Origin of the sequence: Streptomyces sp. ITFR-16 (assembly GCF_031844705.1) — a bacterium.
In the GTDB taxonomy this organism is placed as follows: domain Bacteria; phylum Actinomycetota; class Actinomycetes; order Streptomycetales; family Streptomycetaceae; genus Streptomyces.
The window spans coordinates 5,145,127-5,169,916 of sequence record NZ_CP134609.1; the positions used below are offsets into that span (position 1 = coordinate 5,145,127).

Sequence of the window (24,790 nt, forward strand, 5' to 3'; positions counted from 1 at the left end):
CGGAGGCGGCGCAGTGTCGGATGCCAGGACCCCTGCGCAGATCGAGGCGGACATCATCAGCAGGCGCGAGCAGCTCGCGGTGGTGCTCGATGAGATCGGGGTGCGGGTGCACCCCAAGACGATCATCGGTGACGCGAAGGCCAAGGCGGCCGGGGCCGTGGACCGGACGGCCGGGCGGGCCTTCGTCGCGGTGAACCGGACCGTCTCGGACGTGAAGGCGCAGTTCGTGTCGGAGGAGGGCTCGCCCCGGCTGGAGCGTGTGATCCCGGCGGCGCTGCTCGCGGTCGGTGTCGTGGGTCTGGTCGTCGCGTCCAGGCGGCGCGGGAAGCGCTGACCTGCCCCGAGCGGCGCGAGGCCGCCCTCCGGGCGACGAGGGGAGTTCGAAGACAGGCCCTAGGGCGCGTGGTGGACGGGCGGCCAGGTAGGTTGCGGGCGTGAGCGAGAACACCGACGACAAGCTGCCCATCCGGATGCTGCACGACCGTGTGCTGGTCCGGTCCGATTCGCCCGAGGGCGAGCGGCGTTCCGGCGGCGGCATTCTGATTCCCGCGACGGCTGCGGTCGGCCGTCGGCTGGGGTGGGCCGTGGTGGTCGCGGTGGGGCAGAACGTGCGGACCGTGGAGCCGGGTGACCGGGTGCTCTACGACCCCGAGGACCGGGCCGAGGTCGAGGTGCGGGGCGTGGCGTACGTGCTGATGCGGGAGCGCGATCTGCACGCGGTGGCCGCGGACCGCTTCGAGGGCTCGGAGGACTCGACCGGGCTGTACCTGTAGTTCTGCCGGACGGCCGGACAGCCGGAACGAAGGGCCTGGTGACCGTTGTCACCAGGCCCTTTGCCTGTCCTTTGCTACCGTGGAGGGACCCCGACGAGACGCGCCGTACCGGGCTTCCGTAAAGACGACGCACCGTGTTGTCCGCGTGTCGAGTCGTCGGAGGTGCCGTCATGGCGTGGGTTCTGCTGGTGGTCGCCGGTCTGCTGGAAGTGGCCTGGTCGATCGGGATGAAGTACACCGAGGGGTTCACCCGGCTGTGGCCGAGCGTGTTCACGGGCCTCGGGATCGTCGCGAGCATGCTGTTGCTGTCGCATGCGGCGCGGACCCTGCCGATCGGTACGGCGTACGGAGTGTGGGTCGGGATCGGCGCGGCGGGTGCCGCGGTGCTGGGCATGGTGGTGCTGCACGAGCCGGTGACCGCGGCCCGGATCTTCTTCGTCTGTCTGCTGCTGGTGGCCGTCGTGGGGCTGAAGGCGACCTCGGGTCACTGACGCGCGGGGGGTGCGGGGGCGCGGGTGCCCCGGGCCCCTTCGAGGAAGCCGCCGCCCCCGTTGTCACCGCCGCCGTTGTCGCCGCCCCCGTTGTCCCCGCCGCCGGTGAAGCCGCCGCCCGTGTCCGTGCCGCCGTCCCCGGCTCCGCCGTTGTCCGCGCCGCCGGTGGTGCCCCCGGTGGCATCGGGCGTGCTGGGCGGGGCGGACGGGGTGGTCGGCGGGGCGCTGGACGGTGTGGTGCCCGGGGGTGTGCGGGAGGGCGTACGTGAGGGCCGGCCGGTCTCACCGGGCGCGGTGTCCTCCTCGCTGGGCAGCTCCGTCTCGTCGGTGCCGTCCTCCAGATCGAGGTCGAAGTCCTCGGCCGGCGTGCCGCGCAGGGCGGCGCCGGTGTACTGGGCCCAGGTCTCGGCCGGGGCGCCGCCGCCGTTGACGCGGGGCAGTCCGAGTGCCCCGTAGAGCGACTTCTGCGCGCCGGTGTCCGGGTCCTGGCCCATCACGGCGATGACGGTGGCGAGGTCGGGGGTGTAGCCGGCGAACCAGGCCGCCCGGTCCTCCTCGGCGGTGCCGGTCTTGCCCGCGGCGGGGCGGCCGGCGCCCTGGGCGGCCGTGCCGGTGCCGCCGTCGACGACGCTCTGCAGGATCGAGGTGGTGGTGTCGGCGGCCTCGCGGCTGACGGCCTGCTGGGTGGTGCGGCCGGGCAGCTTGACGCTCTCGCCGTCCTTGGTGACCTTGTCGACGAGGACGTGGGCGCCGTGCTTGCCGTGGTTGGCGAGGGTGGCGTACGCCTCCGTCATGTCGAGGACGCTGGCGGTGGCGGGGCCGAGGGCGATGGAGGGGGAGGCGGTGAGGTCCGGGGTGTCCTTGGGGATGCCGAGGCCGATCGCGGTCTGCCGCACCTTGCCGGGGCCGACGTCCTCGGCCATCTGGGCGTAGACGGCGTTGACCGACTTGTCGGTGGCGGTGCGCACGGTGATGGGCCCGTAGCTGACGTCGTCCTCGTTGGCCGGGTCGTAGCCGGTGGGCCCGTCCGGGCCCTGGACCATGCGCTTGTTGGTGCCGTCGTAGACGGTGCTGGGGGTGATGCGGCGGCCGTCCTGGGTGGTGGAGTCGTTGGCGACGGCGGAGGTGAAGACGAACGGCTTGAAGGTGGAGCCGACCTGGTAGTCGCGCCGGGTGGCGTTGTTGACGTACTGCCGGGTGTAGTCGATGCCGCCGTACAGGGCGAGGACGCGGCCGGTGGCGGGGTCGATGGAGGCGCCGCCGACCCGGACGTTGCGGTCGGGCTTGCGCTGCTTGCTCGTCCTGGACATGACGTTGTCGTCGACCGCCTTGACGAGGGCGTCCTGCTTCTTCCTCTCCAGCGTGGTGGTGATGCGATAGCCCCGGGTGGCGAGGGTCTTCTCGTCGAGGATGTCGTTGCGGACGAGGTAGTCCTCGACGGCCTGGACGAGGTATCCGCGCTGCCCCGAGAGGCTGTTGGCGGGCTTGACGGGGCCCGGGGGCGGGAAGGCCGTGACGGCGCGCGCGCCGGCGCCGAGCCAGTCCTCCTTCACCATGCCGTCGAGCACGTAGTTCCAGCGGGCCACGGCGGCGGGCTTGTTCTCGGGGTGCGTGATGACGTCGTAGGCGCTGGGGGCGTTGAGCAGGGAGGCGAGGTAGGCGCCCTCGGCGGTGGTGATGTCGCCGATGTCCTTGCTGTAGTAGGCCTGGGCGGCGGCCTGGATGCCGTACGCGTTGCGCCCGAAGTAGCTGGTGTTGAGGTAGCCCTCGAAGATCTGGTTCTTCGACTCCTCGCGGTTGAGCTTGATCGCGATGAAGAATTCCTTGATCTTGCGGCCGACGGTCTGCTCCTGGCCCAGGTAGTAATTCTTCACGTACTGCTGGGTGATGGTGGAGCCGCCCTGGCGGCCCTTGCCGGTGAGGGTGTTCCAGCCGGCGCGGAACATCGCCTTGATGTCCACGGCGCGTTCGGAGTAGAAGTCGCGGTCCTCCGCGGCGAGGACGGCGTGCTGGACGGGCAGGGGCACCTGGGCGAGCCGGATGTTCTCCCGGTTGACCTCGCCGTCGCGGGCGATGACGGTGCCGTCCTTGTAGAGGTAGACGTTGGACTGGGCGGTGGCGCTGGCATTGGCCGGCGGGATGTCGACGAGCTGGTAGCCGGCGATGAAGCCGCCGATCAGCACCAGGGCGATGAGCAGGACACCGCCGAGGACCATGCGCCAGGTGGGGATCGCGCGGCGCCAGCCGGTGCGCCGGGGCCGCTTGGCCTTCTTCCCGGTCCCCTGGCCCCCGCCGCCGGCCCCCGGTGCGCCCCGTTCCGCGCGGGCGGCGGCGTCGGCAGGCAGGTCCCTGGGGGTCCAGCCCGGGGGTCGGGGGTCCCCGTTCTGCTGCTGGGGCTCGTCGCTCATGTCGGTGCAGACTCCTCGGCCGCGGTCAGTTCCCCCATAGTGCCCTTTTCTGCGGAATAACCCCCGGATCGACCTCCGAAAAGCGGTCGCGGCGGCTGCCCGGGCTGGACTAGGCTCCTGCGCTTTGGTGTCCGCACGAGGCGGCGCACCCGGGACCGGGGGGTGGTGGTTGCCGTGCGGCTCTACGCGGTGGTGGCGGCGGGCGGGTTCCGCCGCTATGCCACGTACCGGATCGCGACGGCCGCGGGGGTGTTCACCAACACCGTCTTCGGCTTCATCATGGCGTACACCTACGAGGCGTTGTGGGACGAGCGGCCTCAGCTCGGCGGGTACGACATGTCCCAGGCGCTCACGTACGTATGGCTGGGGCAGGCGCTCCTGATGACGTGCGCCATGATGGGCGGCGGCTTCGAGGACGAGCTGATCGAGCGCATCCGTACGGGTGATGTCGCGGTCGACCTGTACCGGCCGATCGATCTTCAACTGTGGTGGCTCGCCGGGGACTTGGGCCGGGCGGCCTTTCATCTGCTGGGGCGCGGGATCGTGCCGATGGTGCTGGGCTCGCTGGCCTTCGAGCTGGCGCTGCCCACCTCGGCCGGGCTCTGGCTGGCGTTCCTCGTCTCGGTGTCGCTCGGCGTGGTGGTGAGTTTCGCGATCCGCTATCTGGTCGCGCTGTCGGCGTTCTGGCTGATGGACGGGGCGGGCGCGGCGCAGATCGCCTTCCTGGCGGGGCTGTTCTTCTCGGGACTGCTGCTCCCGCTCAATCTGTTCCCCGGGCTGCTGGGCGAGGTGGCGCGGGCGCTGCCGTGGTCGGCGCTGCTCCAGGTGCCGGCCGATGTGTTCCTCGGCAAGCACACCGGGTGGGGGCTGGTCCGGGCGTACGGATTCCAGGCGGGCTGGGCGCTGGCGCTGCTGCTGGCGGGCCGCATGCTGCAGTCGGTGGCGACGCGGAGGGTGGTGGTCCAGGGTGGCTGAGGCGGTGGACACGGTGGACGCGGCCGTGGCGGAGGGGCCTTCGGCGGTGTTCGCGGCGAGGCCGCGCGCTGCCGAGGGGGTCCGGGCGTACGGGCTGATCGTGGCGATGTGGCTGCGCTCGACGATGGCCTACCGGGCGTCGTTCGTGATGACGACGATCGGGAACTTCGCGGCGACGGCGTTCGACTTCGTCGCGATCATGCTGATGTTCTCGCACGTGGACGTCCTGGGCGGTTACACGCTGCCGGAGATCGCCCTGCTGTACGGGGCCGCGGGCACGGCGTTCGGCCTGGCGGACCTGCTGATGGGGTCGATGGACCGGCTGGGCCGCCGGGTGCGGGACGGCACGCTGGACACGCTGCTGGTGCGGCCGGTGCCGGTGCTCGCGCAGGTGGCGGCGGACCGGTTCGCGCTGCGCCGGCTGGGGCGGATCACCCAGGGGCTGCTGGTCCTCGGCTATGCGCTGGTGACGCTGGACATCGAGTGGACCGTGCTCAAGGTGGCGATGGTGCCGCTGATGCTGCTGAGCGGCGCGGCGATCTTCTGCGCGGTGTTCGTGGCGGGCGCGGCCTTCCAGTTCTTCGCGCAGGACGCCTCCGAGGTGCAGAACTCCTTCACGTACGGGGGCAACACGCTGCTCCAGTACCCGCCGACGGTCTTCGCCAAGGACCTGGTGCGCGGGGTGACGTTCGTCGTGCCGCTGGCGTTCGTGAACTGGCTGCCGGCGCTGTACGTGCTGGGCCGGGACTACCCCCTGGGGCTGCCGCAGTGGGTGGCGTTCCTGCCGCCGGTGGTGGCGGGGCTGTGCTGGGTGGCCGCGGGCCTGGGCTGGCGCGCGGGGCTGCGGGCGTACCGGAGTACGGGAAGTTGACGCGGGACGGGCGAGAGGGAGCAAGGGGCATGGGTACGGACGGCGAGACGGATTTCATCGAGCTCGACGGCGTCGAGAAGGTCTTCGACGTCCGCCGCAGGACGGGTCTCCTGCGCAGCGAACGCCGTGAGGTGCGCGCGGTCGACGGGATCAGCTTCCGGGTGGGGCGCGGGGAGATGGTCGGCTACATCGGGCCGAACGGGGCCGGGAAGTCGACGACGATCAAGATGCTGACCGGGATCCTCACCCCGAGCGGCGGTTCGCTGCGGGTGGCGGGCATCGACCCCTCCCGGGAGCGGACGCGGCTGGCCCAGCGGATCGGGGTGGTCTTCGGCCAGCGCACGACGCTCTGGTGGGACCTGCCGCTGCGCGACTCGTACCGGCTGGTGCACCGGATGTACCGCATCCCCGACGCGCGGTTCCGCGCGAATCTGGACCGGTGCGTCGAACTCCTGGACCTGGGCGAGCTGCTGGAGGTCCCGGTGCGGCAGCTGTCGCTCGGGCAGCGGATGCGCGGCGACATCGCGGCGGCGCTGCTGCACGATCCGGAGGTGCTCTACCTGGACGAGCCGACCATCGGCCTCGACGTGGTGTCCAAGGCCAAGGTCCGCGGCTTCCTGCGTGACCTGAACGCCGAGCGCGGCACGACGGTGCTGCTCACGACCCATGACCTCACCGACATCGAGCAGTTGTGCAAGCGGGTGATGGTGATCGACCACGGCCGGCTGATGTACGACGGCGCGCTGGCCGGGCTGCACGAGGTGGGCGAGAGCGAGCGCACCCTCGTGGTGGACCTGGAGCGCGAACTCCCGCCGATCCGGCTGGAGTCGGAGCCGTCCGTGCGTACGGTGAAGGTGGAGGGGCCCCGGCAGTGGCTGGCGTTCCCGGCGTCCGCCTCGGCGGCACCGCTGGTGGCGCGGATCGCCGCGGAGTACCCGTTGATGGACCTTTCGGTGCGCGAGCCGGACATCGAGGCCGTGATCGCGAAGATGTACGCGTCGGCGACCGGCCTTTGACGCGGTGACGGGAGCGCACGCGTTCAATAGGCTGCCGGTATGACAAGTGAACTCCCGGACATGCGGGCCTCCGACGCCGAGCGTGAGCGTATTGCCGAGATCCTGCGCGAGGCGGTGGCGGAGGGCCGCCTGGAGATGACGGAGTTCGAGCAGCGGCTCGACAGCGCGTACCGGGCCCGTACGCACGGTGAGCTGGAGCCGCTCGTCCGTGATCTGCCGGACCCCGGCGGGGTGGTGGCGCCGGTGGCCGGCGGCCGGCCCCGGACGGGCTCACTGGCCCGCTGGTCGGACCGGATCGGCAAGCCGGCGACCTCGTCGGGCGCCTTCGCGTTCTGGGGCGGGTTCCGCCGCCGGGGGAACTGGACGGTCGGCCGGGTGTTCACCGCGTTCGCGATGTGGGGCGGCGGTGAGATCGATCTGCGTGAGGCGAACTTCGAGGACCGCGAGGTCGTCATCCGCTGCTTCGCGATCATGGGCGGCATGCAGGTGACGGTCCCGCCGGACCTGCATGTGGAGGTCCGGGGCATCGGCATCATGGGCGGGTTCGGGGAGAACGCCAAGGACGAGGCGGTCCCCGCCCCGGACGCTCCCCGGGTGCGGGTCACCGGTTTCGCGCTGATGGGCGGCGTCGGGGTGGAGCACAAGCGGAGCAAGGCGGAGAAGCAGCGGCTGCGCGAGGCCCAGCGCGAGCGGGGCCGGCTGGAGAAGGGCGACGGCGGCGGCAGGTAGCGGCCGGGGCGCCCCCGAGGCGAGGGGGCGCCGGGCGGTCAGAGCGCGTCGGACGAGGGGCGCGGGCTGAGCAGCGTGCTGACGTCCACGAGCGATCCGAGCACCCGGTAACCGGCGTCGTTGAGGTGCAGATGGTCGCCGGAGTCGTACTCCGCCCGGAGCCGGTCGGGGTGGAGCGGGTCGCGGAGCGCCCGGTCGAAGTCGAGGACCTCGTCGAACACGCCGCCTCCCCGGATCTCCGCGTTGACCCGCTCGCGCACGTCGTTCTGGGCGGCGGTCCAGGTGCGGGTGCCCCGGAACGGCATCAGGGTCGCGCCGATGACCCGCAGGCCCCGGGCGTGCGCGCGCTCGGTGAGGCCGCGCAGGGCCTCGGTGATCCGGAGCGGGTCGGTCTCGTGGGGGAACGCCTGCACGTCGTTGATGCCGAGGGCGATGACGACGGTCTTCACCCCGGCGACGCCCAGCACATCGCGGTCGAAGCGGTCGAGGGCGCGCGGGCCGATGCCGTCGCGCAGCAGCCGGTTGCCGCCGATGCCCTCGTTGACCACCGCGTAGCGGCCGCGCAGCCGGTCGGCGAGGACGTCGGGCCAGCGGGTGTTCGCGTCGGTGGTGGTGCCGGTGCCCGCGGTGAGCGAGTCGCCGAGCGCGACGAGGGTGCCGGTGGGGTTCTTGCCCCGTACGTCCACGGCGGTGAGGTAGCGCCAGTGGTGGTCGCTCCAGGTGCCCTGCCCGTCCTCGACGTAGGAGGTCTGATGGCTGTTGGGGTGCACGGTGACCGGGCCCCGGGCGGTCGGGGTGCGCAGGGTGACGACGAGGTCGGCGTCGGCCTCGACCGGGACGACCACGGCGTCGCTGACGATCTGCCGGCCGGCGGGCACGGTGACCGAGGGTGTGCCCCGGAACGTGACCGGGCGGGTGTTCACGGTGACCTGGTCGATGAGCAGCGGGCTCGTACCGAAGAGATTGGACAGCGTGACGCGCGCCGCGTCCCCGCCGATGCTGGTGTGCACGACGTTACGGATGATGCGCCGGGTCTGGTCCCGCGCCTGGGCCGGGTCCGCAACCCCGCCGACGGGCGCGGCCGCCCAGGTGGCCGCCCAGAGGCCGGTGGAGTGCGCCGGGGCGGCGGGTGTCCGGACCGCGCCCTGGGGGCTCGTGGTGGCGGCGGCCTTCGCCCGGGACCCGGAGAACAGCAGGGAGCCGGCGAACGCCACGACGGCGGCGAGCGCGGCGGTCCCCGCCACAAGGGTTATGAGCAGGGTGTAACCCTGGCGCCTGGGCATGGACGGTGTGTCTCCTCGTCTTCGGTGGGCCGCTCGTGGGGCCGCTCCCCATGATGCGGCAGGGCGCGGGGAACTCGGCATGCGGCCCGGGAGTAGGTCAGGTAAGGACAATGCGTACGGGGCGCCGGTGGCGTTGCGTACGCGGACGGGTGGAGCGGATGGAACGGATCGAAGAGTCCGGACGGACCGAGCGGGGCGCACTGCCCCCGGGGCCCGCGGGGCGGACGGACGGCGCCGGTACGCGTGAGCGGCCGGCGGGCCTCGCCTCGTTCGCGTACACCGCGGCGGACGAGGAGAAGCGGCGTGGCGTACGCCGGATGAAGACCACGGCCACCGGCCTCCTTCTGCTGGTCGCGCTCGTGTACGTCCTCGCCACCTGGGCGAAGAACGAGGGGGTGGGCGGCTGGCCGGGCTTCGTCGCAGCGGCCGCCGAGGCGGGCATGGTGGGTGCGCTGGCCGACTGGTTCGCCGTCACGGCCCTCTTCAAGCGTCCGCTCGGTCTGCCGATTCCGCACACCGCCATCATTCCCACCAAGAAGGACCAGCTCGGGGCCTCTCTCGGTTCCTTCGTCGGCGAGAACTTTCTGTCGGGCGATGTCGTACGGGACCGGATCCACTCGCTGGGCATCGGCGGGCGGCTCGGCGCGTGGCTCGCGGAGCCGGCCCACGCGGACCGGGTGACGGCCGAACTGTCGACGGCGCTGCGCGGTGCGCTGACCGTGCTCCGCGACTCGGACGTGCAGGCCGTGGTGGGTGAGGCGATCACCCGGCGGGCGAACGCGGCGGAGGTCGGCCCCGGTCTCGGCAAGATGCTGGAGAAGGTCGTCGCGGACGGCGGCCACCGCAAGGTGGTGGACCTGATCTGCGTCCGGGCCCACGACTGGCTGGTGCAGCACGGCGACTCGGTGATGGACGCGGTGCAGGGCGGGGCACCGGGCTGGACGCCCCGGTTCGTCGACAAGCGGGTGGGCGAGCGGGTCTACAAGGAGCTGCTGCGCTTCGTCACGGAGATGCGCGACATGCCGGGGCACCCGGCGCGCGGCTCGATCGACACATTCCTGACGGACTTCGCGGCCGACCTCCAGACGGACTCGGAGACCCGGGCCCGGGTGGAGCGGCTGAAGTCGGAGGTGCTGGGGCGCGGCGAGGTCCAGGACGTCATCGCGTCCGCCTGGTCGTCGGTGCGCACGATGGTGATCGCGGCGGCGGAGGATGAGCAGAGCGAGCTGCGGCTGCGGGCGCGTGCCTCGCTGATGTCGCTGGGCGCCCGGCTGGCGACGGACGGCCGTCTGCAGGCGAAGCTGGAGGGCTGGCTGGAGGACGCGGCGGTGTACGTCGTGACGACGTACCGCGCGGAGATCACCTCGCTGATCAGCGACACGGTGGCCGGCTGGGACGCGGACCAGACGTCGAAGAAGATCGAGGCGCACATCGGCCGTGACCTGCAGTTCATCCGCATCAACGGCACGGTGGTGGGCGCGCTGGCGGGCCTGCTGATCTACACGGTCTCGCGGGCGCTGGGGGGCTGAGCGCCCGCCCCGGTGCCGGGTGCGTGCCCGTCCTGTCGAGCCGGACACGCACCCGGGTTACGCGGGGGAGTGCCCATGAGTACGCACCGGGACCGGCCCGCGTTCACCGCGCGGAGAAAAATGTCCGGCACCGCGCGGGGTGGGGTCCTCCGGCACCGCGCGGGAGGGAAATCCCGGCACCGCACGCGAGGGCATCCTCCGGCACCGCGCGCGGAGTGCGAATCCTCCGGCTCAGGCGCCGCGGCGGGTGACCGCCCAGGACGCGGCGGCGACGGTGCCCGCCGCGGTGAAGACCGCCGGCCAGGCGCCCAGCTTCTTCGCCAGCGGGTGCGAGCCCGCGAAGGCGGCCACATAGGCGGTGGTCAGCGCGGTGGCCGCGCGCGGCCCGGCCTGCCGGTTCCACTCGTAGGCCGCGACCCCGCCCGCCGCCGCGAGGGCGACCCCGCCGAGCGGCCGCTTCCCGGTCCACCGGGCGACGGCGTACCCGCCGACCAGCCCGCCCGCCGCCACCGCCGCTGCCGGAATCTTCGCCATCGCGGCCACCTCAGCCTTCTCGTAGATCCTCGCCGCCGCCCGTACAGGCGGCCGGGACCGAGGCTAACGCGGTCTTCCGGCATCTCGTCGCCGAGGGGGTGCACAGGCGTCTACCCTGGAGGTGAACACATGTGCACCCCCTGATCGTCCCCGCCGCCTCCCGGCGCCGAGCACCGTACGGAGAACCGTGCCCGCGGACATACCCGTCCCCGCCGCCCCCGGGACCCCCGGAGTCAGGGCCCCGCACCCGCGCTTCGCCGTCGGCGTGCTGGCCTTCTGCGGTGTCGTCGTCGCGGTCATGCAGACGATCGTCGTCCCGCTGCTGCCGCACATCCCCGAGCTGACCGGCGCCACCCCCGCCGCCGCCAGCTGGCTGGTCACCGTCACGCTGCTCACCGGCGCGGTCTTCACCCCGGTCCTCGGCCGGGTCGGCGACATGTACGGCAAGCGGCGGGTGCTCGTGGGCTCGCTCGCGGTCCTGGTGGTGGGCTCGGTGCTGTGCGCGGTCAGCTCCCACATCGGAGTGCTGATCACCGGCCGGGCGCTCCAGGGCGCGGCGCTCGCCGTCGTACCCCTGGGCATCAGCATCCTGCGCGACGAGCTGCCGCCCGAGCGCGTGCTGTCCGCCGTCGCGCTGATGAGCTCCACCCTCGGGATCGGTGCGGCCGTCGGCCTGCCGGTCGCCGCGCTCGTCGTGGAGAACTTCGACTGGCACACGATGTTCTGGGTCTCCGGCGTCATCGGACTGATCGACATCGTGCTGGTGCTGGCCTGCGTGCCGGAGTCGCCGCTGCGCACCCGGGGCCGCTTCGACGCGCTCGGTGCGCTCGGCCTCTCCGCCGCCCTGGTCTGCCTGCTGCTCGCGGTCACCCAGGGCGCGGACTGGGGCTGGGGATCGGTCCGGACGGTCGGCCTGCTGGTGGCGGCCGTGGTGGTGGCGCTGCTGTGGGGCGCGTACGAGCTCCGCGTCACGAGCCCCATGGTCGACCTGCGGGTCTCCGCCCGACCGGCCGTCCTGCTCACCAATGTCGCGGCCCTGCTGATCGGCTTCGCGTTCTACGCGAACTCGCTGGTCACCGCCCAGATGGTGCAGGAACCGAAGGCCACGGGCTACGGGCTCGGCGCCTCGCTCGTCGTCAGCGGACTGTGCCTGCTGCCGGGCGGCGTGGCGATGGTCGCGCTCTCGCCCGTCTCCGCCCGGATATCCGCCAAGCACGGCCCCAAGGTCAGCCTGGCCCTGGCCGCCGGGGTGATCGCCGTGGGCTACGGGGTGCGCTACTTCACCAGCCACAGCCTCTGGCTGATCATCGCGGGCGCCACGGTCGTCGCCTCCGGCACGGCCATCGCGTACTCGGCCCTGCCCGCCCTGGTGATGCGCGGCGTCCCCGTCAGCGAGACCGGAGCGGCCAACGGCCTGAACACCCTGATGCGCTCGATCGGGCAGGCCTTCTGCAGCGCCACGGTCGCCGCCGTGCTGGCCAACATCACCTTCCGGGCCGGCGGCAGGACCGCGCCCACCCTCCACGCGTACCAGCTGGTCTTCGTCATCGCGGCCGGCGCGGCCCTCGCCGCGCTCGCCGTCACGCTGCTCCTGCCGGGCCACAGGACGGCCGGGGCGGGTACGGTCGAGGGGAGCCGCAAGGCGCCGGGCACCCGCGAGGGCGGTGCGCGGACGGCAGGAATCCAGGAGGGCGCATGACCGGCGGCCAGGCCACCGTGACGGCCCCCGTCCCCGCCGAGGCGGGCACCGGCCGGGAGGCGATCCTGCGCGCGGCCCGGCGGGCCTTCACCCAGCGCCCGTACGCGGAGGTGACGATCCGCCGGATCGCCGCCGACGCCGGGGTGAGCCCCTCCCTGGTGGTCAAGCACTTCGGCCGCAAGGAGGAACTCTTCAACACCGTGGCCGACTTCGGCCCCGCCGCCGCCGAACTCCTCGACGCGCCGCTGGAGACACTGGGCCGCCACCTGGTCGTCACGCTGGTGACCCGCCGCCGCGCGTCCCAGTCCGACCCGCTCCTGCGCGTCGTCTTCTTCCTCGGCAACCAGGACGAACGCTCCCTGCTGCGCGACCGCTTCCACGAACAGGTCACCGACGCCCTGACCGCCCGCCTCACCGGCCCCGACCGCGCCCTGCGCGCCGAACTCCTGGCCGGCCACCTCCTCGGCCTCGGCGCCACCCTCAGCCTCCATCGCGAGGGCGCCGGCGCCCTCGCCACCCCGGACCGCATCGCGGACCTGTACGCACCGGCGCTGCAGCGTCTGATCACGGGCTGACCGGCGGCTTCGGGGAGCCGGCCGCGTCACCTCCCGGACGCGGGGCCGCCCCGAGGACTACTGCCCGCCGTCCCCCGGGGACGACGCCAGCACCGTGAGCACCTCCGCGATCCGTTCGCGCGCGCCGGTCTCCGTGATGACCCCGTCCGCCCCGACGCTCTGCCGGTCCACCGGAATCCGGGCGCAGGCCTCTTCGATCACCGTGGCGCCCGTGTAGCCGAGCACGGTCCGCAGTGTCGCCTCCGCGCCCCGGCCCCGGCCGGGTGCGGCCGTGCTCACCCAGGCGGTGGGCTTGTCGCAGATCTCGGTGCCGCCGATGGTCCAGTCCAGCAGGTTCTTGAACGACCCCGGCAGCGTCCCGGCGTACTCCGGCGTACAGACCAGCAGCGCGTCGGCCGCGTCGATCGCCGCCCGCAGCGCGGCCACCGGCTCCGGCAGCGGCTCCGCGTCGTCGTCGGGATTGAAGTGCGGGAGCGCGGCCGGCCCCTCGTGCAGCACGGTCCGTACGCCCTCGGGTGCCACGGCCCGCGCGGTGCGGAGCACCGTCTCGTTGGAGGAGCCGGCCCGCAGGCTGCCGGACAGCAGAAGGATCACGCGTGGAGTCGACATGTCCGGGCAACTCCCCCGGGTCCGCCCGGCATTCCCGGTACGGGGACGGCCGGGAGCGTCCGCCCCCGGCCGTCGCCGCACCGCAACCGCGCGGCTAGCCGACCGCGTTGCGCCAGACGGTCACGTCGATCGTCATGTAGTCGCTGGGCGAGTCCTCGGGGGAGTGGCCCTGGTACGTCAGCAGCGCCAGGTGCCCCGTGCCCGTGGTGATGCAGATCTGGCGCCCCTTGGAGAGCTTGTCCACGTAGATGTTGGTCGTGAACCGGGTCTCCGAGCGGCAGACGTCCAGCGAGCCCGTCTGGCCCGGGTCGAGCAGGACGAGGCGGCCGCCCTCGCTCTCCGCGTCGAGGTAGCCGCCGGTGTCGTAGGAGAGTTCGTAGTTGTTGTCCTCGCCGTCCTGCGGGTGCAGGTCCTCGTCCGCGAACGTCAGGTGGTAGCCCGCGGTGAGGTTGATGCCCGTGTAGTCGGCGGGCTCCGGGTCGGCGTCGACCGGCGGCTTCGGATCGGTCCCGGTGCCGCCCTCGTCGTCCGCGCCGGGCGACGGACTCGCCTTGCCGGCCGGGGTGTTGCTCTTCTCCTTGGCCGACTCGTTGCTCTGCGTCTTCTTCCCGTCGTCCTTGAGCAGGAAGTACGCCGTGCCGACGCCCGCGACACCGAAGATCAGCGCGGCGGCGACGGCGATGGCGGCCACCTTCCCGCCCCGGCGCTTCGGGGGCTCAGGCGCCGGCGGCGACGGGACGACCGTCTGGGGCCCGCTCTGGCCGGTGTACGTCTGGGCCTGCGCCGGATACCCGTAGCCGCCCGGGAACTGGGTCGGGGCCTGGGCCTGCGCCTGGGGGCCGGTCGGGTACTGCGGTGCGCTCTGCGAGGTCTGGGCCGGCTGCGTGGGGTACGCGGCCTGGGCGTGCGCCTGCGCGGGGTACGGGGTCGGGGGCGGGGTCTGCGGCGCCTGTCCCGGCGGCGGGGCGACCGGCGGACCGTATCCCGGCGGCGGGGTGCTCGGGGCCGCCGGGGCCGTGGGCGAGTAGGCCGCGGACGGGCCCGCGGTCGGGGCCGACGACGGGGGCGGCGGCGTCTGGACGGGCGCCGGGGCAGCCGCGCGTACGGTGATGTCGGCGGCGACCGGGGTCGGCAGCCAGTCCTCGGGGCGGCGCAGCACCGTCTCCGCGTTGGCGGTCTGGCAGAGCGTGATGACCTCCGCGACGGACGGCCGGTCCGCCGGGTCCTTGGCCAGGCAGCGGCTGACCAGCTCCATCAGCCGTTCCGGGACCCCGCTGAGGTCCGGGTCCTCGTGGACGATCCGGTACAGCACACCGTGCGAGGTGCCCTCGCCGAAGGCCGGCGCCCCGGTGGAGGCGAACGCCGCGACCTGGCCCAGCGCGAAGATGTCGGTCGCCGGGGTGACTCGCCGCCCCGCCGCCTGCTCCGGGGCCATGAACGACGGCGTGCCGATGGTGACCCCGCTGCCGGTGAGGGAGGTCGCGTCGGCCGCGTACGCGATGCCGAAGTCGATGACCCGCGGTCCGTCGGCGGCGAGCAGCACATTGGACGGCTTGAGGTCGCGGTGCACGATGCCCGCCCCGTGGATGACGTGCAGCGCCTCCGCCATGCCGGCGATCAGCAGCAGCACGGCGTCGACCGGCAGCGCGCCGTGCGCGACGACCGCGTCGGCGAGCGAGGGGCCGGGGACGTACGCGGTCGCCAGCCACGGCTGCGCGCCGTCGGTGTCCGCGTCGATGACCGGCGCGGTGAACAGCCCCTGCACGCGCTGGGCGGACTGCACCTCCTGCGCGAACCGCCGCCGGAACTCGGCGTCCTCGCCGAACTCGGGCCGGATCACCTTGATGGCGACGGGCCGCCCGCCGGGCGTGTAGGACAGGTACACCTTGCCCATGCCGCCCGCGCCGAGCTTGGCGGCGAGCCGGTATCCGGCGATGGTGGACGGGTCGTCACCGGCCAGAGGCTGGAAGACCTGGGAGGCGCTGCCCCGCTTTGGCTGCTGACCGCTCATGAATTCGTGTCTCCCCCGAAGAGCGCTGTTGTCGAAACGGCACCCTATCCACATCCGGGGCCGCGGCGTTCCCCCGGGAGCAGGCGGACACCGCCCCGTTGCCGGGGCCGGGGGCCGGTCAGACCGGGGTGGGGAACGCGAACCGCACCCCCGTGGCCCGTTCCGACAGTTCCCACAGCCGCCGGCCGGTCCCGGCGTCCGTCGCCCCGGCGGACAGCGCCACCCGGGTCGGCGCGCCGCGCAGCTCGCCCATGCCGTCCGGCCCGAAGAACTCGCCGCTTTCCGCGCTCGGGTCGGTCGCCGCGTAGAGCTGGGGCAGGGCGCCTTGGTCCGGGGTCTGGGCGAGCGGGGTCAGTACACGGCCGAACAGCACCTTCACCAGGGCGACGGGGCCGTCGGTCTGGAGGTTGGTGGCGGTGTAGCCAGGGTGGGCGAGGACGCTGCGCACCGGGCTGCCGGCTTCGGCCAGCCGGCGGTGGAGCTCGTGGCCGAAGACGGCGTTGGCGAGCTTGGACTGGTTGTAGAACCCCATCGGGGAGTACCGGTGCTCGCCGGTGATGTCGTCGAAGAAGATGCTCGCCTTGCGGTGATTGGCCGAACTCACCGTGACGACACGGGGGTCGCGGCCCGCGCCCAGGAGGCCGAGCAGCTGCCCGGTGAGCGCGAAGTGGCCGAGGTGGTTGGCGGCGAACTGCGTCTCGTGGCCCTGCGGGCTCAGCGACCGGGGCGGCGCCATCACACCGGCGTTGTTGACGAGCACGTCCAGCCGGGGCAGCTCGGCCCGCAGCCGCTCGGCGAACGCCCGTACGGAGTCGAGGTCGGCCAGGTCGAGGCGGCGCACGTCGAGGAGCGCGTCCGGCTGTGCGGCGGTGATCCCGGCCGCCGCGCGGCGGCCCTTTTCCTCGTCGCGCACGGCGAGGATCACGCGCCCGCCCCGGCGGGCGAGCGCCCGCGTGGTGGCCAGGCCGAGACCGCTGTTGGCACCGGTGACGACGAAGACGCGTCCGGTCTGGTCCGGGATCTGCTCGGAGGTCCAGCGTTGCTGCTGTGTCATGCGGCATAGGCTGCCTTCAGTGACACCAAGTGTCAAGATGGCACTGAATGCCATGGAAGGCATGGAGTACCGTGGGCGGGGTGAGCGACCTTCCCGAAGTGAGCAGCCGTCCCGACGCGAGCACCCGCCCCGGAGCGGGTGGTCCGGGGTCGGCGGACCCCGCGCCGGCCGGCCCCGCGACGACCCTGGCCCAGCGCAAGCGTCAGCTCGTATCCGACGAACTGACCGAGGCGGCCCTGCAGTTGCTGGCGCTGAAGGGGTTCGACGCGGTCACGATCGACGAGATCGTGAAGGCCGCAGGCGTGTCCAAGCGCACGTTCTTCCGCTACTTCGCGTCCAAGGAAGACGTGGTCGTCCAGTTCCTGGCCGGCATGGGCACGGGCATCCGCGCCGAACTGGCCGCCCGCCCCGCCGACGAGCCGCCCTCCGTCGCCCTGCTGCGCGCGGTCTGGGTCCCGCTCGGTGAGTGCGAGGACCACGGGGACCGGGCGCTGCGCGTCGTCCGGCTCATCCTGCGGACCCCCGCCCTGCTGGCCCGCTTCCTGGAGCGCCAGGCGCGGTGGCGGGACGACCTGGCGCAGGAGCTGGCCCGGCGGCTCGGAACCGACGCGGAGGCCGACCTCTACCCGAGGATGGCCGCGGGCATGGCGCTGAACGCCTTCGACGCCGTACTGCACCGCTGGACCGAGGGCGACGGTGCCGAGTCCCCGGCCGACCTGATCGACCGCGCCTTCGAGGTGATCGCCCCGGCCCTGGACGCGGCGGGCGGGCGGCGCGGGCCCTCCTGACGGCGGCGGTCAGGCGGGACGGGGGCCGTCGAGGGCCGGTTCCGGACCGGGCCGGGGCGTCCGGTCCGCTCGGGGCAGCAGGAGCGGGGTGGCCAGGATGAGCAGTCCCGCGACCGCGAGGGCGGTGCGGGGGCCGGTGGCGTCGGCCAGCAGCCCGCCGAGCGCGGTCAGGACGGCGATGGACGCCTGCTGGCCGGTCGACCAGGCCGTCAGGGTGCGGGCGACCAGATGCGCGGGGGTCTGTTCGAGCCGGTAGGTGGCGAGCACCGGGCTGTACAGGCTCATGCTGATGATGATCGCCAGTTCGACGGCCATCACGGTGACGAGGCCGACGACGCCGGGGCGGACGAAGGCCAGGCCGATCAGCCAGACGGCGCGCAGGGTGCCGACGGTCCGGAAGACCCGCCGGCGGCCGAAGCGGGCCACCACCCGGCGGGCCAGCCGCGACCCGATGAGGCCGCCGACGCAGGGGGCGGCGAAGGCGAGCCCGTACTGCCAGGGCGGGAATCCGAGCCGGCGCAGCAGGAGTACGGCCAGCAGCGGTTCCGTGGCCATGATGAGACCGGCGACGAGCATCTGGTTGAGGTAGAGGGGCCGCAGCACGGGGTGGCCCAGGATGTGCCGCCAGCCGTCGAGCAGGGCGCCCGCCCGCACCGGGCCCGTACCGGCCGGATGCGTCGCCGGCTTCCCCGGTGGCCTGCGCGGCGCTTCCTCCCGGTCCCGGATCGCGGTGAGGCTCAGAGCGGAGAGCAGGTAGCCGAGGGCGTCGGCCACCACCGTGGTGACCGGCCCGAACAGGCCGATCGCCGCCCCGCCGAGCGGGGGCCCCACCGCGATGGAGCTCCAGTTCGTCGACTCGAACCGCGCATTGGCGACGAGCAGGTCGTCCGGCCGGACGAGGGACTTGAGGTAGGCGCCGCCGGCCGCGCCGAACGCGATCTTCGCCGAGGCGACCACCGCCGAGATCGCGAGCAGCTGGACGAAGCCGAGCCCCCCGAAGGCGTAGGCGACCGGGATCGTCGCCATGGCCGCGAACCGGACCAGGTCCATCATGATCATGACCGAGCGCTTGCGCCGGAACTCCACCCACGGCGCGAGCGGCACCGCGATCAGCGCACCCACCGCCGGCCCCACGGCGGACAGCGCGGACACCTCGGCGGGGCCCGCGTGCAGCACCAGTACGGCGATCAGCGGCAGTGCCCCGAAGCCCAGCCCGGAGCCGTACGCGCTGACCGCGTACGCCGCCCACAGCCAGCCGAACCGCCTCCCCAGCCGCCTCCTGCCCACCATGCGCAGCGCTCCCACCCGAACAATCCGACGTTGACCGGTGAGAGCTAAGCGAGCGGCACAACAGCAGGTCAAACAACTGCGCGCCCCGCAGCCCACAACCAGCTGTTGTCCACCGAGGTGGACCGGCCTAGGGTGGACCGCCGTGGATCTCGAAGCGGTACGCACCTTCGTCGCCGTCGCGGAAACGGGCCAGTTCCGGAAGGCCGGCGCCGACCTCTCCCTCACCCAGCAGGCCGTGTCCAAGCGCATCGCCCTGCTGGAGCGCACCCTCGGCGTGCGGTTGTTCACCCGCGCCCCGCGCGGCGCCGAGCTCACCATCGACGGGCAGGCGTTCCTGCCCCACGCCCGCGAGCTGCTGCACGTCGCCGAGCGGGCGGGCGCGTCCGTGCGCCCCGGCCACCGCCCGCTGCGCGTCGACGTGATCGCCTCGCGCACCGCGCAGGCGAACCTGATGCGCGGCTTCCACCGCGCCCACCCCGAGACCGAGCTCGACGTGGTCATGCTGTTCGACATCGAGACGGCCGTCGGCGCCCTGCGCTCCGGAGCGATCGACGCGTCCTTCCGTGCCGTCGCCGTGCCCGGCCGGCCCCTGCCCGAGGACATCGACTCCGTCCGGGTGCTCGACGAACCGCTCCAGCTCCTCACCGGCCCCGCCCACGCCCTGGCGGGCGCCCGCTCGGTGACCCTCGCCCAGCTCACCGGCCACCGGATCTGGATGCCCGGCATCGCCCCCGGCACCGAGTGGGGCGCCTACTACGACGACCTCGTCGCCGGGTTCGGCCTCACCATCGAGGTGACCGGCCCCAACTTCGGCTCCGACGCGCTCCTCGACACCATCGCCGACACCCCGGCCCTGGCCACCTTCATGGGCGAGCACACCCGCCTCATCTGGCCCGCCGGTCACGGCCTGCGCCGCATCCCGGTGACCGCCCCGACGCCCGTCTACCCGCACTCGCTCCTCTGGCACCGGGACAACCCCCACCCCGCGCTGGCCGCTCTGCGCACCCACCTCGCGACCGTGACGGCCGGCCGGGACACCGCCGGGACCTGGGTGCCGGACTGGGTCCTCCCGCGCTGACGGGCCCGGCGGTCCGATGCCCTGGGCCCGGCCGCCCGGCCGCCCGGCGCATCCGCGTGCCAGAGTGGTCGTCCGTGCCAGAGTGGGTGTCACCGCACCCGCACCACTCGGTCGGCCACCGGCCGGCGAAGGAGGCGACCGATGACTGACGCGTCCGTGCTCGGACACCGCGACGACGTGACGGCGGTCCGCGACAAGGAGCACGCGAACACCGCGCTCACCTGGGCCCTCGACGAGAGCGAGCAGCCGGAGCCGTACCGGGTCAGGGCGGACGGCCCCTGGGGCAGCTGCGAGAGGCGCGGGCACGACCTCGTCGCCGCGCTGGATTCCGTACGCCGTGAACTGGAGCGCGACGGCTGGCTGCTGGCGGTGAACGCGGCACGCCCGGACGTCTCCCAGAGCGGCATGCTGCGCAGCTCCGGAAGCAGCCGCGCCTATCTGCTGCGTCCGGGGAAGCCGGCCGGGCTCGACGCGATGGTGGACCTCTTCGACGATGCCCCGCCGACGGCGGTGACCAGTGTGGAGGCGCAGCACGAGGCCCACGAGCGGTGGGCCCGCTCGCTCTGAGCCAGGTCCTTTGGGCCCGGCTTCTGGGTCCGTGGGCCCTGGGGCGCCGGTGCGGTCCGCTCATAGGCTTCGAGCGTTCGGGGGAGAGCGGTGACGTGATGTCAGCGTTGAACGCTGGAACCTAACCGGCAGGGGTGGCCCTTGTGTCCGATCCAGGCGGCGTGACGGTCGCACGAGGTGCCTATGAGCCGCGAGGGCGCCAGGAGATGCCCCGCTCACTGGGGGCCGTCAGGGTGCTGCTGCACCTGATGTTCGTGCTCACCCTGACGGGCGGCATCGGCCTCCTCGTCTCCATGAGCGACCGGGCCCCGCTCACTCCCGGGCTCTTCCTGCTGTCCCTGTACGCCGTCGTGCCCGGCATCCTGGGTCTGGTGCTCGCCCAACTCATCCGCCGTGGCGGCAAGTTGGTGAAGGCCGGACTGATCGTCCTGCCTTCGGCGCTCCTGCTCGGTGCTCTGGTCAACCTGTACAGCGGCTCGGAGCGGGGTCTCAGCCAAATGATCATCCCCGCAGTGCTCTTGGGGCTGCTCGCAGGCAGGAACAGCCGCGCCTGGTTCGACCTCCCACATCAATCCAGGCTGCCCGGGCCCCGCTTGTCGACCGGCCGGCCTCCCGCATTACGGACGCTCCCGTCGCTCGCGCACCTGATCAGATGGCGCAGGGACCGGGGCCAGTCGGCAATCGAGTACGTGGGCCTCGTCGGTCTGGTGGCCGCGATCATCATCGCGATCTCCGTGGGCGGTGTGGCCCCCCGCGTCGCCGAGGGCTTCCGCACCGCGGTGTGCAGCGTGGTGGGCGATTCCTGCGGCACGGCCGTCACGGGCCAGGACGCCCCGGGGGGCGACCCGTACGGCGACAGCGGCGGCGGTGACGGCGGCAGCGGCGGCGGCAGCGGCAGCGGCAGTGACGGTGGCAGTGGCAGTGGCAGTGGTTCGGCTTCGGGCTTTGCGGGCGGGTCGGGTTCTGCGGGCGGGTCGGGTTCTGCAAGCGGGTCGGGTGGTTCCTCGGACGGCGGGAGTGTCGTAACAGGGGGAGGCTCGTCGGGCGGCACCGCTTCGGGCGGCGACAGCACGACCGGTACGAGTGGTGGCACCGATTCCTCGGGCGGTGCCAGTGGTGGAACCGGCGACAGCGGCGGAAGTTCCGCCACCGGAGGTACGTCCACGTCCTCGGGCGGGGACGACGATGACGACGACGACCACAACGCGGCGGTGGCCGGCGGTTCCACCGGTGCGTCCGGCTCCAGCAGCAGCGGCGGCACGTCCACGACCGGTACGTCCTCGGGCGGCACCGGGTCCAACGGGGGCAGCAGCTCCACCGGCGGAGAGGACGATGACGACGACAACTCCGCGGTCGCGGGCGGCGCGGGCGGTTCCTCCGGTGGGAGCAGTTCCACGGGCGGGAGCAGCGGCAGCAGCTCCTCGGGCGGGAGCAGTTCGGGTGGCAGCAGCTCCTCGGGTGGCAGCAGTGGCGGCGGCTCTTCCGGCGGGGTGACTGGCAGCTCGGGCGGGAGCAGCGCCACGGGCGGGAGCAGCTCCACGGGTGGCAGCGGCTCTTCCGGCGGGAGCAGCGGCAGCAGTTCTTCCGGCGGCAGTAGCTCCTCGGGTGGTAGCAGTGGCGGCCTCATCGGTGGGCTCATCGGCGGGCTCGTCAGCGGCGGAAGCTCGGGCGGAGGTTCCACCGGTGGCAGCAGCAGCGGCGGCAGCAGTAGCAGCGGCGGCAGCTCAACCGGAGGAAACGACGACGACAAGAAGCACGACGACGACAAGGACGACGACAAGAAGGACGACGACAAGAAGGACGACCCCTGCGACAGCAGCAAGGGCCCGATCGGGCAGACCCACTCCGCGTCCATGGCCACATCGGCGTCCTTCTCCACCACGCCCACGTCCACACGGACGTACACGTACACGTCCACGGGCGTATCGGTAGCCACCCCGACGCGTCGTGCGACCGCCGGCAGCCGCGCCTCCCTGGCCGCACCGGGCTCCGACGGGCGAGGCGCCGACGAAGCGGGAATGGCCGCGCTGATCGATGCCATGGCAGGGCTCTCCCTGCCGGGCTACGACACGTACCAGGCGGCTTCCGACGCCGCGCGGGACGCGCTCGACGCCGAGATGGGGGACCAAGGCGTATCGGACTCCGACGTCGAGATGGAGGACGGGGACGACCCGGACTCGGACACGGAGATGCCGGACGCGGACGGCGAATGCGGATACCCGCCGCAGAGCACGGACCCCCGGGACATCGCGGCCAACCCCAACGTCAACTGGGAAGGCATCCCGGACTACGCGGTCTACCGCACGTCGAACGAGCCGCTGTTCCGCTCGGACAACCGCGATCCCTCGGTCATCTTCAACGAGGGCTTCCAGCCGAAGAACACCCAGAACGCGGATCTGGACAACTACGTACTGAGCAACACTCCCGCCATCTACGTCTCGACCTCCACCTCGGCTCCCCTGGCCTTCAGTTGGGGTGCCAAGTACGTCTACGACATCCGGACGCCCACGGGCGGGATCGATGTCAACGCGACCTACGGCAGCCACTCCCCGTACCCCGATCAGGAAGAGGTCGCGTTTCCCGGTGGGGTCGATCCGAAGTACATCAAGGGAGCCTGGACGGACCACGGTTACGTGGCGAACCCGAACTACGATCCGGGTCCGGGTGTGACCGAGGGCGACGACCCGTTCTCGTCCGAGGACCTGGAGATGGCGGACGTCCCGGACACGCCCGGCGCCCGGGACCCCGATCTCGACATGACGGACCCGGACGCCCCGGAGTTCATGGACATCGACTAGCCGGGCGCCGGTACGGTGAAGCCGGGATCATCAAGCCTTCGCGGCGACGGCGGAGGTGTACGGGACGGATGAAAGGCCCTTCGTGCGCAAGCTCGTGTACTACATCGCCTCCACCCTCGACGGCTTCATAGCCGGCCCGGACGGAGCCGACCCCTCCGGGCCGGGCGGCTTCTGGCCCCTCCCCGAGGACTACGTCGGGCACATCATCGCCGCGTACCCCGAAACCCTTCCGGGCCCGGCCCGGGCCGCGCTCTCCGTCACGGCGGAGGGCACGCACTTCGACACGGTCGTCGAGGGCCGGAGATCGTACGGGATCGGCCTCGCCGCCGGCATCACGGACGCCTACCCGCATCTGCGGCACATCGTGTTCTCCCGCACCCTGGGCGAGAGCCCCGACCCCGCCGTGGAGATCGTCGCGACCGACCCGGTCGCCAAGGTGCGGGAGCTGAAGCAGGAGGACGGCAAGGACATCTGGCTGGTCGGCGGCGCCGAACTCGCGCACTCCCTGTACCGCGAGATCGACATGCTGATCGTGAAGCTCAGCCCGCTGACGATCGGCGCGGGCATCCCCCTCTTCTCGGGGAAGGCCGAGTTCGACCCGCTGGCGTGGACCCTCACGGATCACACGGTGCTCGACAGCGGAGTGATGTTCCTGACGTACGAGTGCGCCACGGCGCACACGACCGTGACCGTGACCGACTGACGGGAGCGGAGACCCGTTCTCAGCCGCCCCGTTCTCAGCCGTCCTGTTCTCAGCCGTCCTCGATCCCGTCGAGGAACCCGGTGATCAGACCGTGCAGCACCCCGGGCCGTTCCAGATGCAGATCGTGTCCGGTCCCGGGGACGCTGACGGCCGTGGCGGCGGGGTTGCGGCGCAGCATCTCGACGGGCTCCTCCGGCGGGAGGAAACCGGACTGCCCCAGGACGAGGAGCACCGGGCAACGGACCGCGTCCCACTCGTCCCAGAACGACCGCCGGGCGTTCTCGGAGATCGCGCCGACCATCACCTCGCGGTCGAAACGCGGCCACCAGCCCCCGTCCCGCTCCTCGAGCCCCGCCGCCCACCCTTCGCCGAGCGGCCCGCCGCCGAAGAACTCCGCGGCGGCCTCGCGGGAGGGGAACGGGACCGGCCATCCGTCGATCCACTTCCCGATCCCGTCCGGCGTGCCGGTGTCGGCGCGCCCCGGCCCCGCCTCGACGAGCACGGCCGCGCGGAAGCCCTCGGGGCGGGCGGCGGCGGCCGGCAGCGCGGTGTGGCCGCCGAGGGACTGGCCGACGAGGACGGGCCGCTCCAGGCCCAGTTGATCGACGACGGCGAGGGCGTCGGCCACGTACGCGGCACGGGAGACGTCCTCGGGAGTCCGCTCGGCGGAGCCGTGCCCGCGCTGGTCGACGGCGATGACCCGCCGTCCTGGCCCGGAGCCGGGGGCGGCGTGGCCGAGGAGCCGGGCCGGCACGTCCCACTCCCCGGCATGCCCGGCCAGACCGTGCAGCAGCAGGACGGGCTGCCCCGCCCCGCCCCAGTCCCGGCAGACGAGCCGCACCCCGTCTCGCACCACTACGCGTTCGGACCAGGTCATACGGCTCTCCAGGTGCTGGGTTCGGCGTCGGGCCGCCAGGAGCATGCCGTGCGCGGGGTCCTCCGGGCCAAGGGTTTGGCGGGCTCCGGAGAGCGCGGGCCCGGTCGGCGTACCTCCGTGGTGTCGGAGCCA

The 24,790-nt window shown here is 72.8% G+C and carries 23 protein-coding genes and 1 riboswitch; of the genes, 15 read left to right on the forward strand and 8 right to left on the reverse strand.

What is annotated here, in order from left to right:
* Nucleotides 1-13 precede the first annotated feature (13 nt).
* From RLT58_RS22835 to RLT58_RS22845, 3 genes are all read left to right on the forward strand, one after another.
* Entirely contained in the window at nucleotides 14-334 is a 321-nt protein-coding gene (locus RLT58_RS22835; RefSeq protein ID WP_311312230.1) for a DUF3618 domain-containing protein, read from the forward strand.
* Nucleotides 335-434: 100 nt separating this feature from the next.
* Nucleotides 435-773: a GroES family chaperonin gene (locus tag RLT58_RS22840; protein ID WP_311312231.1), complete on the forward strand. Its 339-nt coding sequence runs from the start codon at nucleotides 435-437 to the stop codon at nucleotides 771-773.
* 62 nt (nucleotides 774-835) lie between these two features.
* Nucleotides 836-907: riboswitch (guanidine-III (ykkC-III) riboswitch) on the forward strand.
* A gap of 36 nt (nucleotides 908-943) precedes the next feature.
* Entirely contained in the window at nucleotides 944-1,264 is a 321-nt protein-coding gene (locus RLT58_RS22845; RefSeq protein WP_018555875.1) for a DMT family transporter, read from the forward strand.
* Here RLT58_RS22845 and RLT58_RS22850 read toward each other — a convergent pair.
* Entirely contained in the window at nucleotides 1,258-3,672 is a 2,415-nt protein-coding gene (locus RLT58_RS22850; protein ID WP_311312232.1) for a transglycosylase domain-containing protein, read from the reverse strand. The genes RLT58_RS22845 and RLT58_RS22850 overlap by 7 nt on opposite strands.
* A 174-nt stretch (nucleotides 3,673-3,846) precedes the next feature.
* On the opposite strand from RLT58_RS22850, the gene RLT58_RS22855 reads away from it, so the two are divergent.
* The 4 genes from RLT58_RS22855 to RLT58_RS22870 are packed head-to-tail and all read left to right on the forward strand — an operon-like array spanning nucleotide 3,847 to nucleotide 7,263.
* Nucleotides 3,847-4,647: an ABC transporter permease gene (locus RLT58_RS22855; protein WP_311314610.1), complete on the forward strand. Its 801-nt coding sequence runs from the start codon at nucleotides 3,847-3,849 to the stop codon at nucleotides 4,645-4,647.
* On the forward strand, nucleotides 4,640-5,518 hold the full coding sequence (locus tag RLT58_RS22860) for an ABC transporter permease (protein ID WP_311312233.1): 879 nt from the start codon (nucleotides 4,640-4,642) through the stop codon (nucleotides 5,516-5,518). Before RLT58_RS22855 ends, RLT58_RS22860 begins: the two co-directional genes overlap by 8 nt.
* 29 nt (nucleotides 5,519-5,547) lie before the next feature.
* Nucleotides 5,548-6,534: an ABC transporter ATP-binding protein gene (locus RLT58_RS22865; protein WP_311312234.1), complete on the forward strand. Its 987-nt coding sequence runs from the start codon at nucleotides 5,548-5,550 to the stop codon at nucleotides 6,532-6,534.
* A 60-nt stretch (nucleotides 6,535-6,594) separates the two neighbouring features.
* Entirely contained in the window at nucleotides 6,595-7,263 is a 669-nt protein-coding gene (locus tag RLT58_RS22870; RefSeq protein WP_311314611.1) for a DUF1707 SHOCT-like domain-containing protein, read from the forward strand.
* Nucleotides 7,264-7,301: 38 nt separating this feature from the next.
* Here RLT58_RS22870 and RLT58_RS22875 read toward each other — a convergent pair whose 3' ends face one another.
* A complete protein-coding gene (locus RLT58_RS22875) occupies nucleotides 7,302-8,546 on the reverse strand; it encodes an SGNH/GDSL hydrolase family protein (RefSeq protein WP_311312235.1) in 1,245 nt (414 codons plus the stop codon).
* A gap of 158 nt (nucleotides 8,547-8,704) precedes the next feature.
* On the opposite strand from RLT58_RS22875, the gene RLT58_RS22880 reads away from it, so the two are divergent.
* Complete coding sequence (locus RLT58_RS22880) at nucleotides 8,705-10,075, forward strand: DUF445 domain-containing protein (protein WP_311312236.1); 1,371 nt, start codon at nucleotides 8,705-8,707, stop codon at nucleotides 10,073-10,075.
* Nucleotides 10,076-10,306: 231 nt separating this feature from the next.
* Here the strand turns inward: RLT58_RS22880 and RLT58_RS22885 are convergent, their stop codons facing one another.
* Complete coding sequence (locus RLT58_RS22885) at nucleotides 10,307-10,609, reverse strand: hypothetical protein (RefSeq protein ID WP_311312237.1); 303 nt, start codon at nucleotides 10,607-10,609, stop codon at nucleotides 10,307-10,309.
* A gap of 187 nt (nucleotides 10,610-10,796) precedes the next feature.
* On the opposite strand from RLT58_RS22885, the gene RLT58_RS22890 reads away from it, so the two are divergent.
* Both RLT58_RS22890 and RLT58_RS22895 read left to right on the forward strand, forming a co-directional pair.
* Complete coding sequence (locus RLT58_RS22890; protein ID WP_311312238.1) at nucleotides 10,797-12,308, forward strand: MFS transporter; 1,512 nt, start codon at nucleotides 10,797-10,799, stop codon at nucleotides 12,306-12,308.
* A complete protein-coding gene (locus RLT58_RS22895) occupies nucleotides 12,305-12,883 on the forward strand; it encodes a TetR/AcrR family transcriptional regulator (protein ID WP_311312239.1) in 579 nt (192 codons plus the stop codon). Before RLT58_RS22890 ends, RLT58_RS22895 begins: the two co-directional genes overlap by 4 nt.
* Nucleotides 12,884-12,940: 57 nt before the next feature.
* Here RLT58_RS22895 and RLT58_RS22900 read toward each other — a convergent pair whose 3' ends face one another.
* The 3 genes from RLT58_RS22900 to RLT58_RS22910 form a co-directional block, all read right to left on the reverse strand.
* On the reverse strand, nucleotides 12,941-13,492 hold the full coding sequence (locus RLT58_RS22900; protein WP_311312240.1) for an NADPH-dependent FMN reductase: 552 nt from the start codon (nucleotides 13,490-13,492) through the stop codon (nucleotides 12,941-12,943).
* 94 nt (nucleotides 13,493-13,586) lie between these two features.
* Nucleotides 13,587-15,503 (reverse strand): serine/threonine-protein kinase, encoded by a 1,917-nt coding sequence (locus RLT58_RS22905; RefSeq protein WP_311312241.1) that lies wholly within the window; start codon nucleotides 15,501-15,503, stop codon nucleotides 13,587-13,589.
* A gap of 118 nt (nucleotides 15,504-15,621) precedes the next feature.
* Entirely contained in the window at nucleotides 15,622-16,557 is a 936-nt protein-coding gene (locus tag RLT58_RS22910) for an oxidoreductase (protein ID WP_311312242.1), read from the reverse strand.
* A gap of 185 nt (nucleotides 16,558-16,742) precedes the next feature.
* Here RLT58_RS22910 and RLT58_RS22915 point away from each other — a divergent pair, with 185 nt between their 5' ends.
* The gene (locus RLT58_RS22915) at nucleotides 16,743-17,345 is read left to right on the forward strand and encodes a TetR family transcriptional regulator (RefSeq protein WP_311314612.1); all 603 of its coding nucleotides are present in this window, start codon (nucleotides 16,743-16,745) and stop codon (nucleotides 17,343-17,345) included.
* A gap of 9 nt (nucleotides 17,346-17,354) precedes the next feature.
* Here the strand turns inward: RLT58_RS22915 and RLT58_RS22920 are convergent, their stop codons facing one another.
* Nucleotides 17,355-18,635: an MFS transporter gene (locus RLT58_RS22920; RefSeq protein WP_311312243.1), complete on the reverse strand. Its 1,281-nt coding sequence runs from the start codon at nucleotides 18,633-18,635 to the stop codon at nucleotides 17,355-17,357.
* A 142-nt stretch (nucleotides 18,636-18,777) separates the two neighbouring features.
* Between RLT58_RS22920 and RLT58_RS22925 the strand changes: the two genes are divergently transcribed.
* The 4 genes from RLT58_RS22925 to RLT58_RS22940 all read left to right on the forward strand — a co-directional run bounded on the left by RLT58_RS22925 (nucleotide 18,778) and on the right by RLT58_RS22940 (nucleotide 23,781).
* Nucleotides 18,778-19,713 (forward strand): LysR family transcriptional regulator, encoded by a 936-nt coding sequence (locus tag RLT58_RS22925; protein ID WP_311312244.1) that lies wholly within the window; start codon nucleotides 18,778-18,780, stop codon nucleotides 19,711-19,713.
* Between the two features lie 141 nt (nucleotides 19,714-19,854).
* Nucleotides 19,855-20,280, forward strand: coding sequence for a hypothetical protein (locus tag RLT58_RS22930; protein ID WP_311312245.1), 426 nt, complete (start codon nucleotides 19,855-19,857; stop codon nucleotides 20,278-20,280).
* Between the two features lie 206 nt (nucleotides 20,281-20,486).
* Complete coding sequence (locus RLT58_RS22935) at nucleotides 20,487-23,078, forward strand: scabin-related ADP-ribosyltransferase (protein ID WP_311312246.1); 2,592 nt, start codon at nucleotides 20,487-20,489, stop codon at nucleotides 23,076-23,078.
* An 82-nt stretch (nucleotides 23,079-23,160) separates the two neighbouring features.
* Complete coding sequence (locus tag RLT58_RS22940) at nucleotides 23,161-23,781, forward strand: dihydrofolate reductase family protein (protein WP_311312247.1); 621 nt, start codon at nucleotides 23,161-23,163, stop codon at nucleotides 23,779-23,781.
* Between the two features lie 49 nt (nucleotides 23,782-23,830).
* Here the strand turns inward: RLT58_RS22940 and RLT58_RS22945 are convergent, their stop codons facing one another.
* Nucleotides 23,831-24,658, reverse strand: coding sequence for an alpha/beta fold hydrolase (locus tag RLT58_RS22945; RefSeq protein ID WP_311312248.1), 828 nt, complete (start codon nucleotides 24,656-24,658; stop codon nucleotides 23,831-23,833).
* Nucleotides 24,659-24,790: the final 132 nt, after the last annotated feature.

Bases quoted from the DNA above. Each gene is read 5' to 3' on its own strand.
- RLT58_RS22845 (WP_018555875.1), top strand. From the start codon at position 944: ATGGCGTGGGTTCTGCTGGTGGTCGCCGGTCTGCTGGAAGTGGCCTGG.
- RLT58_RS22850 (WP_311312232.1), bottom strand. From the start codon at position 3,672: ATGAGCGACGAGCCCCAGCAGCAGAACGGGGACCCCCGACCCCCGGGC.
- RLT58_RS22865 (WP_311312234.1), top strand. From the start codon at position 5,548: ATGGGTACGGACGGCGAGACGGATTTCATCGAGCTCGACGGCGTCGAG.
- RLT58_RS22870 (WP_311314611.1), top strand. From the start codon at position 6,595: ATGCGGGCCTCCGACGCCGAGCGTGAGCGTATTGCCGAGATCCTGCGC.
- RLT58_RS22875 (WP_311312235.1), bottom strand. From the start codon at position 8,546: ATGCCCAGGCGCCAGGGTTACACCCTGCTCATAACCCTTGTGGCGGGG.
- RLT58_RS22880 (WP_311312236.1), top strand. From the start codon at position 8,705: ATGGAACGGATCGAAGAGTCCGGACGGACCGAGCGGGGCGCACTGCCC.
- RLT58_RS22885 (WP_311312237.1), bottom strand. From the start codon at position 10,609: ATGGCGAAGATTCCGGCAGCGGCGGTGGCGGCGGGCGGGCTGGTCGGC.
- RLT58_RS22895 (WP_311312239.1), top strand. From the start codon at position 12,305: ATGACCGGCGGCCAGGCCACCGTGACGGCCCCCGTCCCCGCCGAGGCG.
- RLT58_RS22900 (WP_311312240.1), bottom strand. From the start codon at position 13,492: ATGTCGACTCCACGCGTGATCCTTCTGCTGTCCGGCAGCCTGCGGGCC.
- RLT58_RS22905 (WP_311312241.1), bottom strand. From the start codon at position 15,503: ATGAGCGGTCAGCAGCCAAAGCGGGGCAGCGCCTCCCAGGTCTTCCAG.
- RLT58_RS22910 (WP_311312242.1), bottom strand. From the start codon at position 16,557: ATGACACAGCAGCAACGCTGGACCTCCGAGCAGATCCCGGACCAGACC.
- RLT58_RS22920 (WP_311312243.1), bottom strand. From the start codon at position 18,635: ATGGTGGGCAGGAGGCGGCTGGGGAGGCGGTTCGGCTGGCTGTGGGCG.
- RLT58_RS22930 (WP_311312245.1), top strand. From the start codon at position 19,855: ATGACTGACGCGTCCGTGCTCGGACACCGCGACGACGTGACGGCGGTC.
- RLT58_RS22935 (WP_311312246.1), top strand. From the start codon at position 20,487: ATGCCCCGCTCACTGGGGGCCGTCAGGGTGCTGCTGCACCTGATGTTC.
- RLT58_RS22945 (WP_311312248.1), bottom strand. From the start codon at position 24,658: ATGACCTGGTCCGAACGCGTAGTGGTGCGAGACGGGGTGCGGCTCGTC.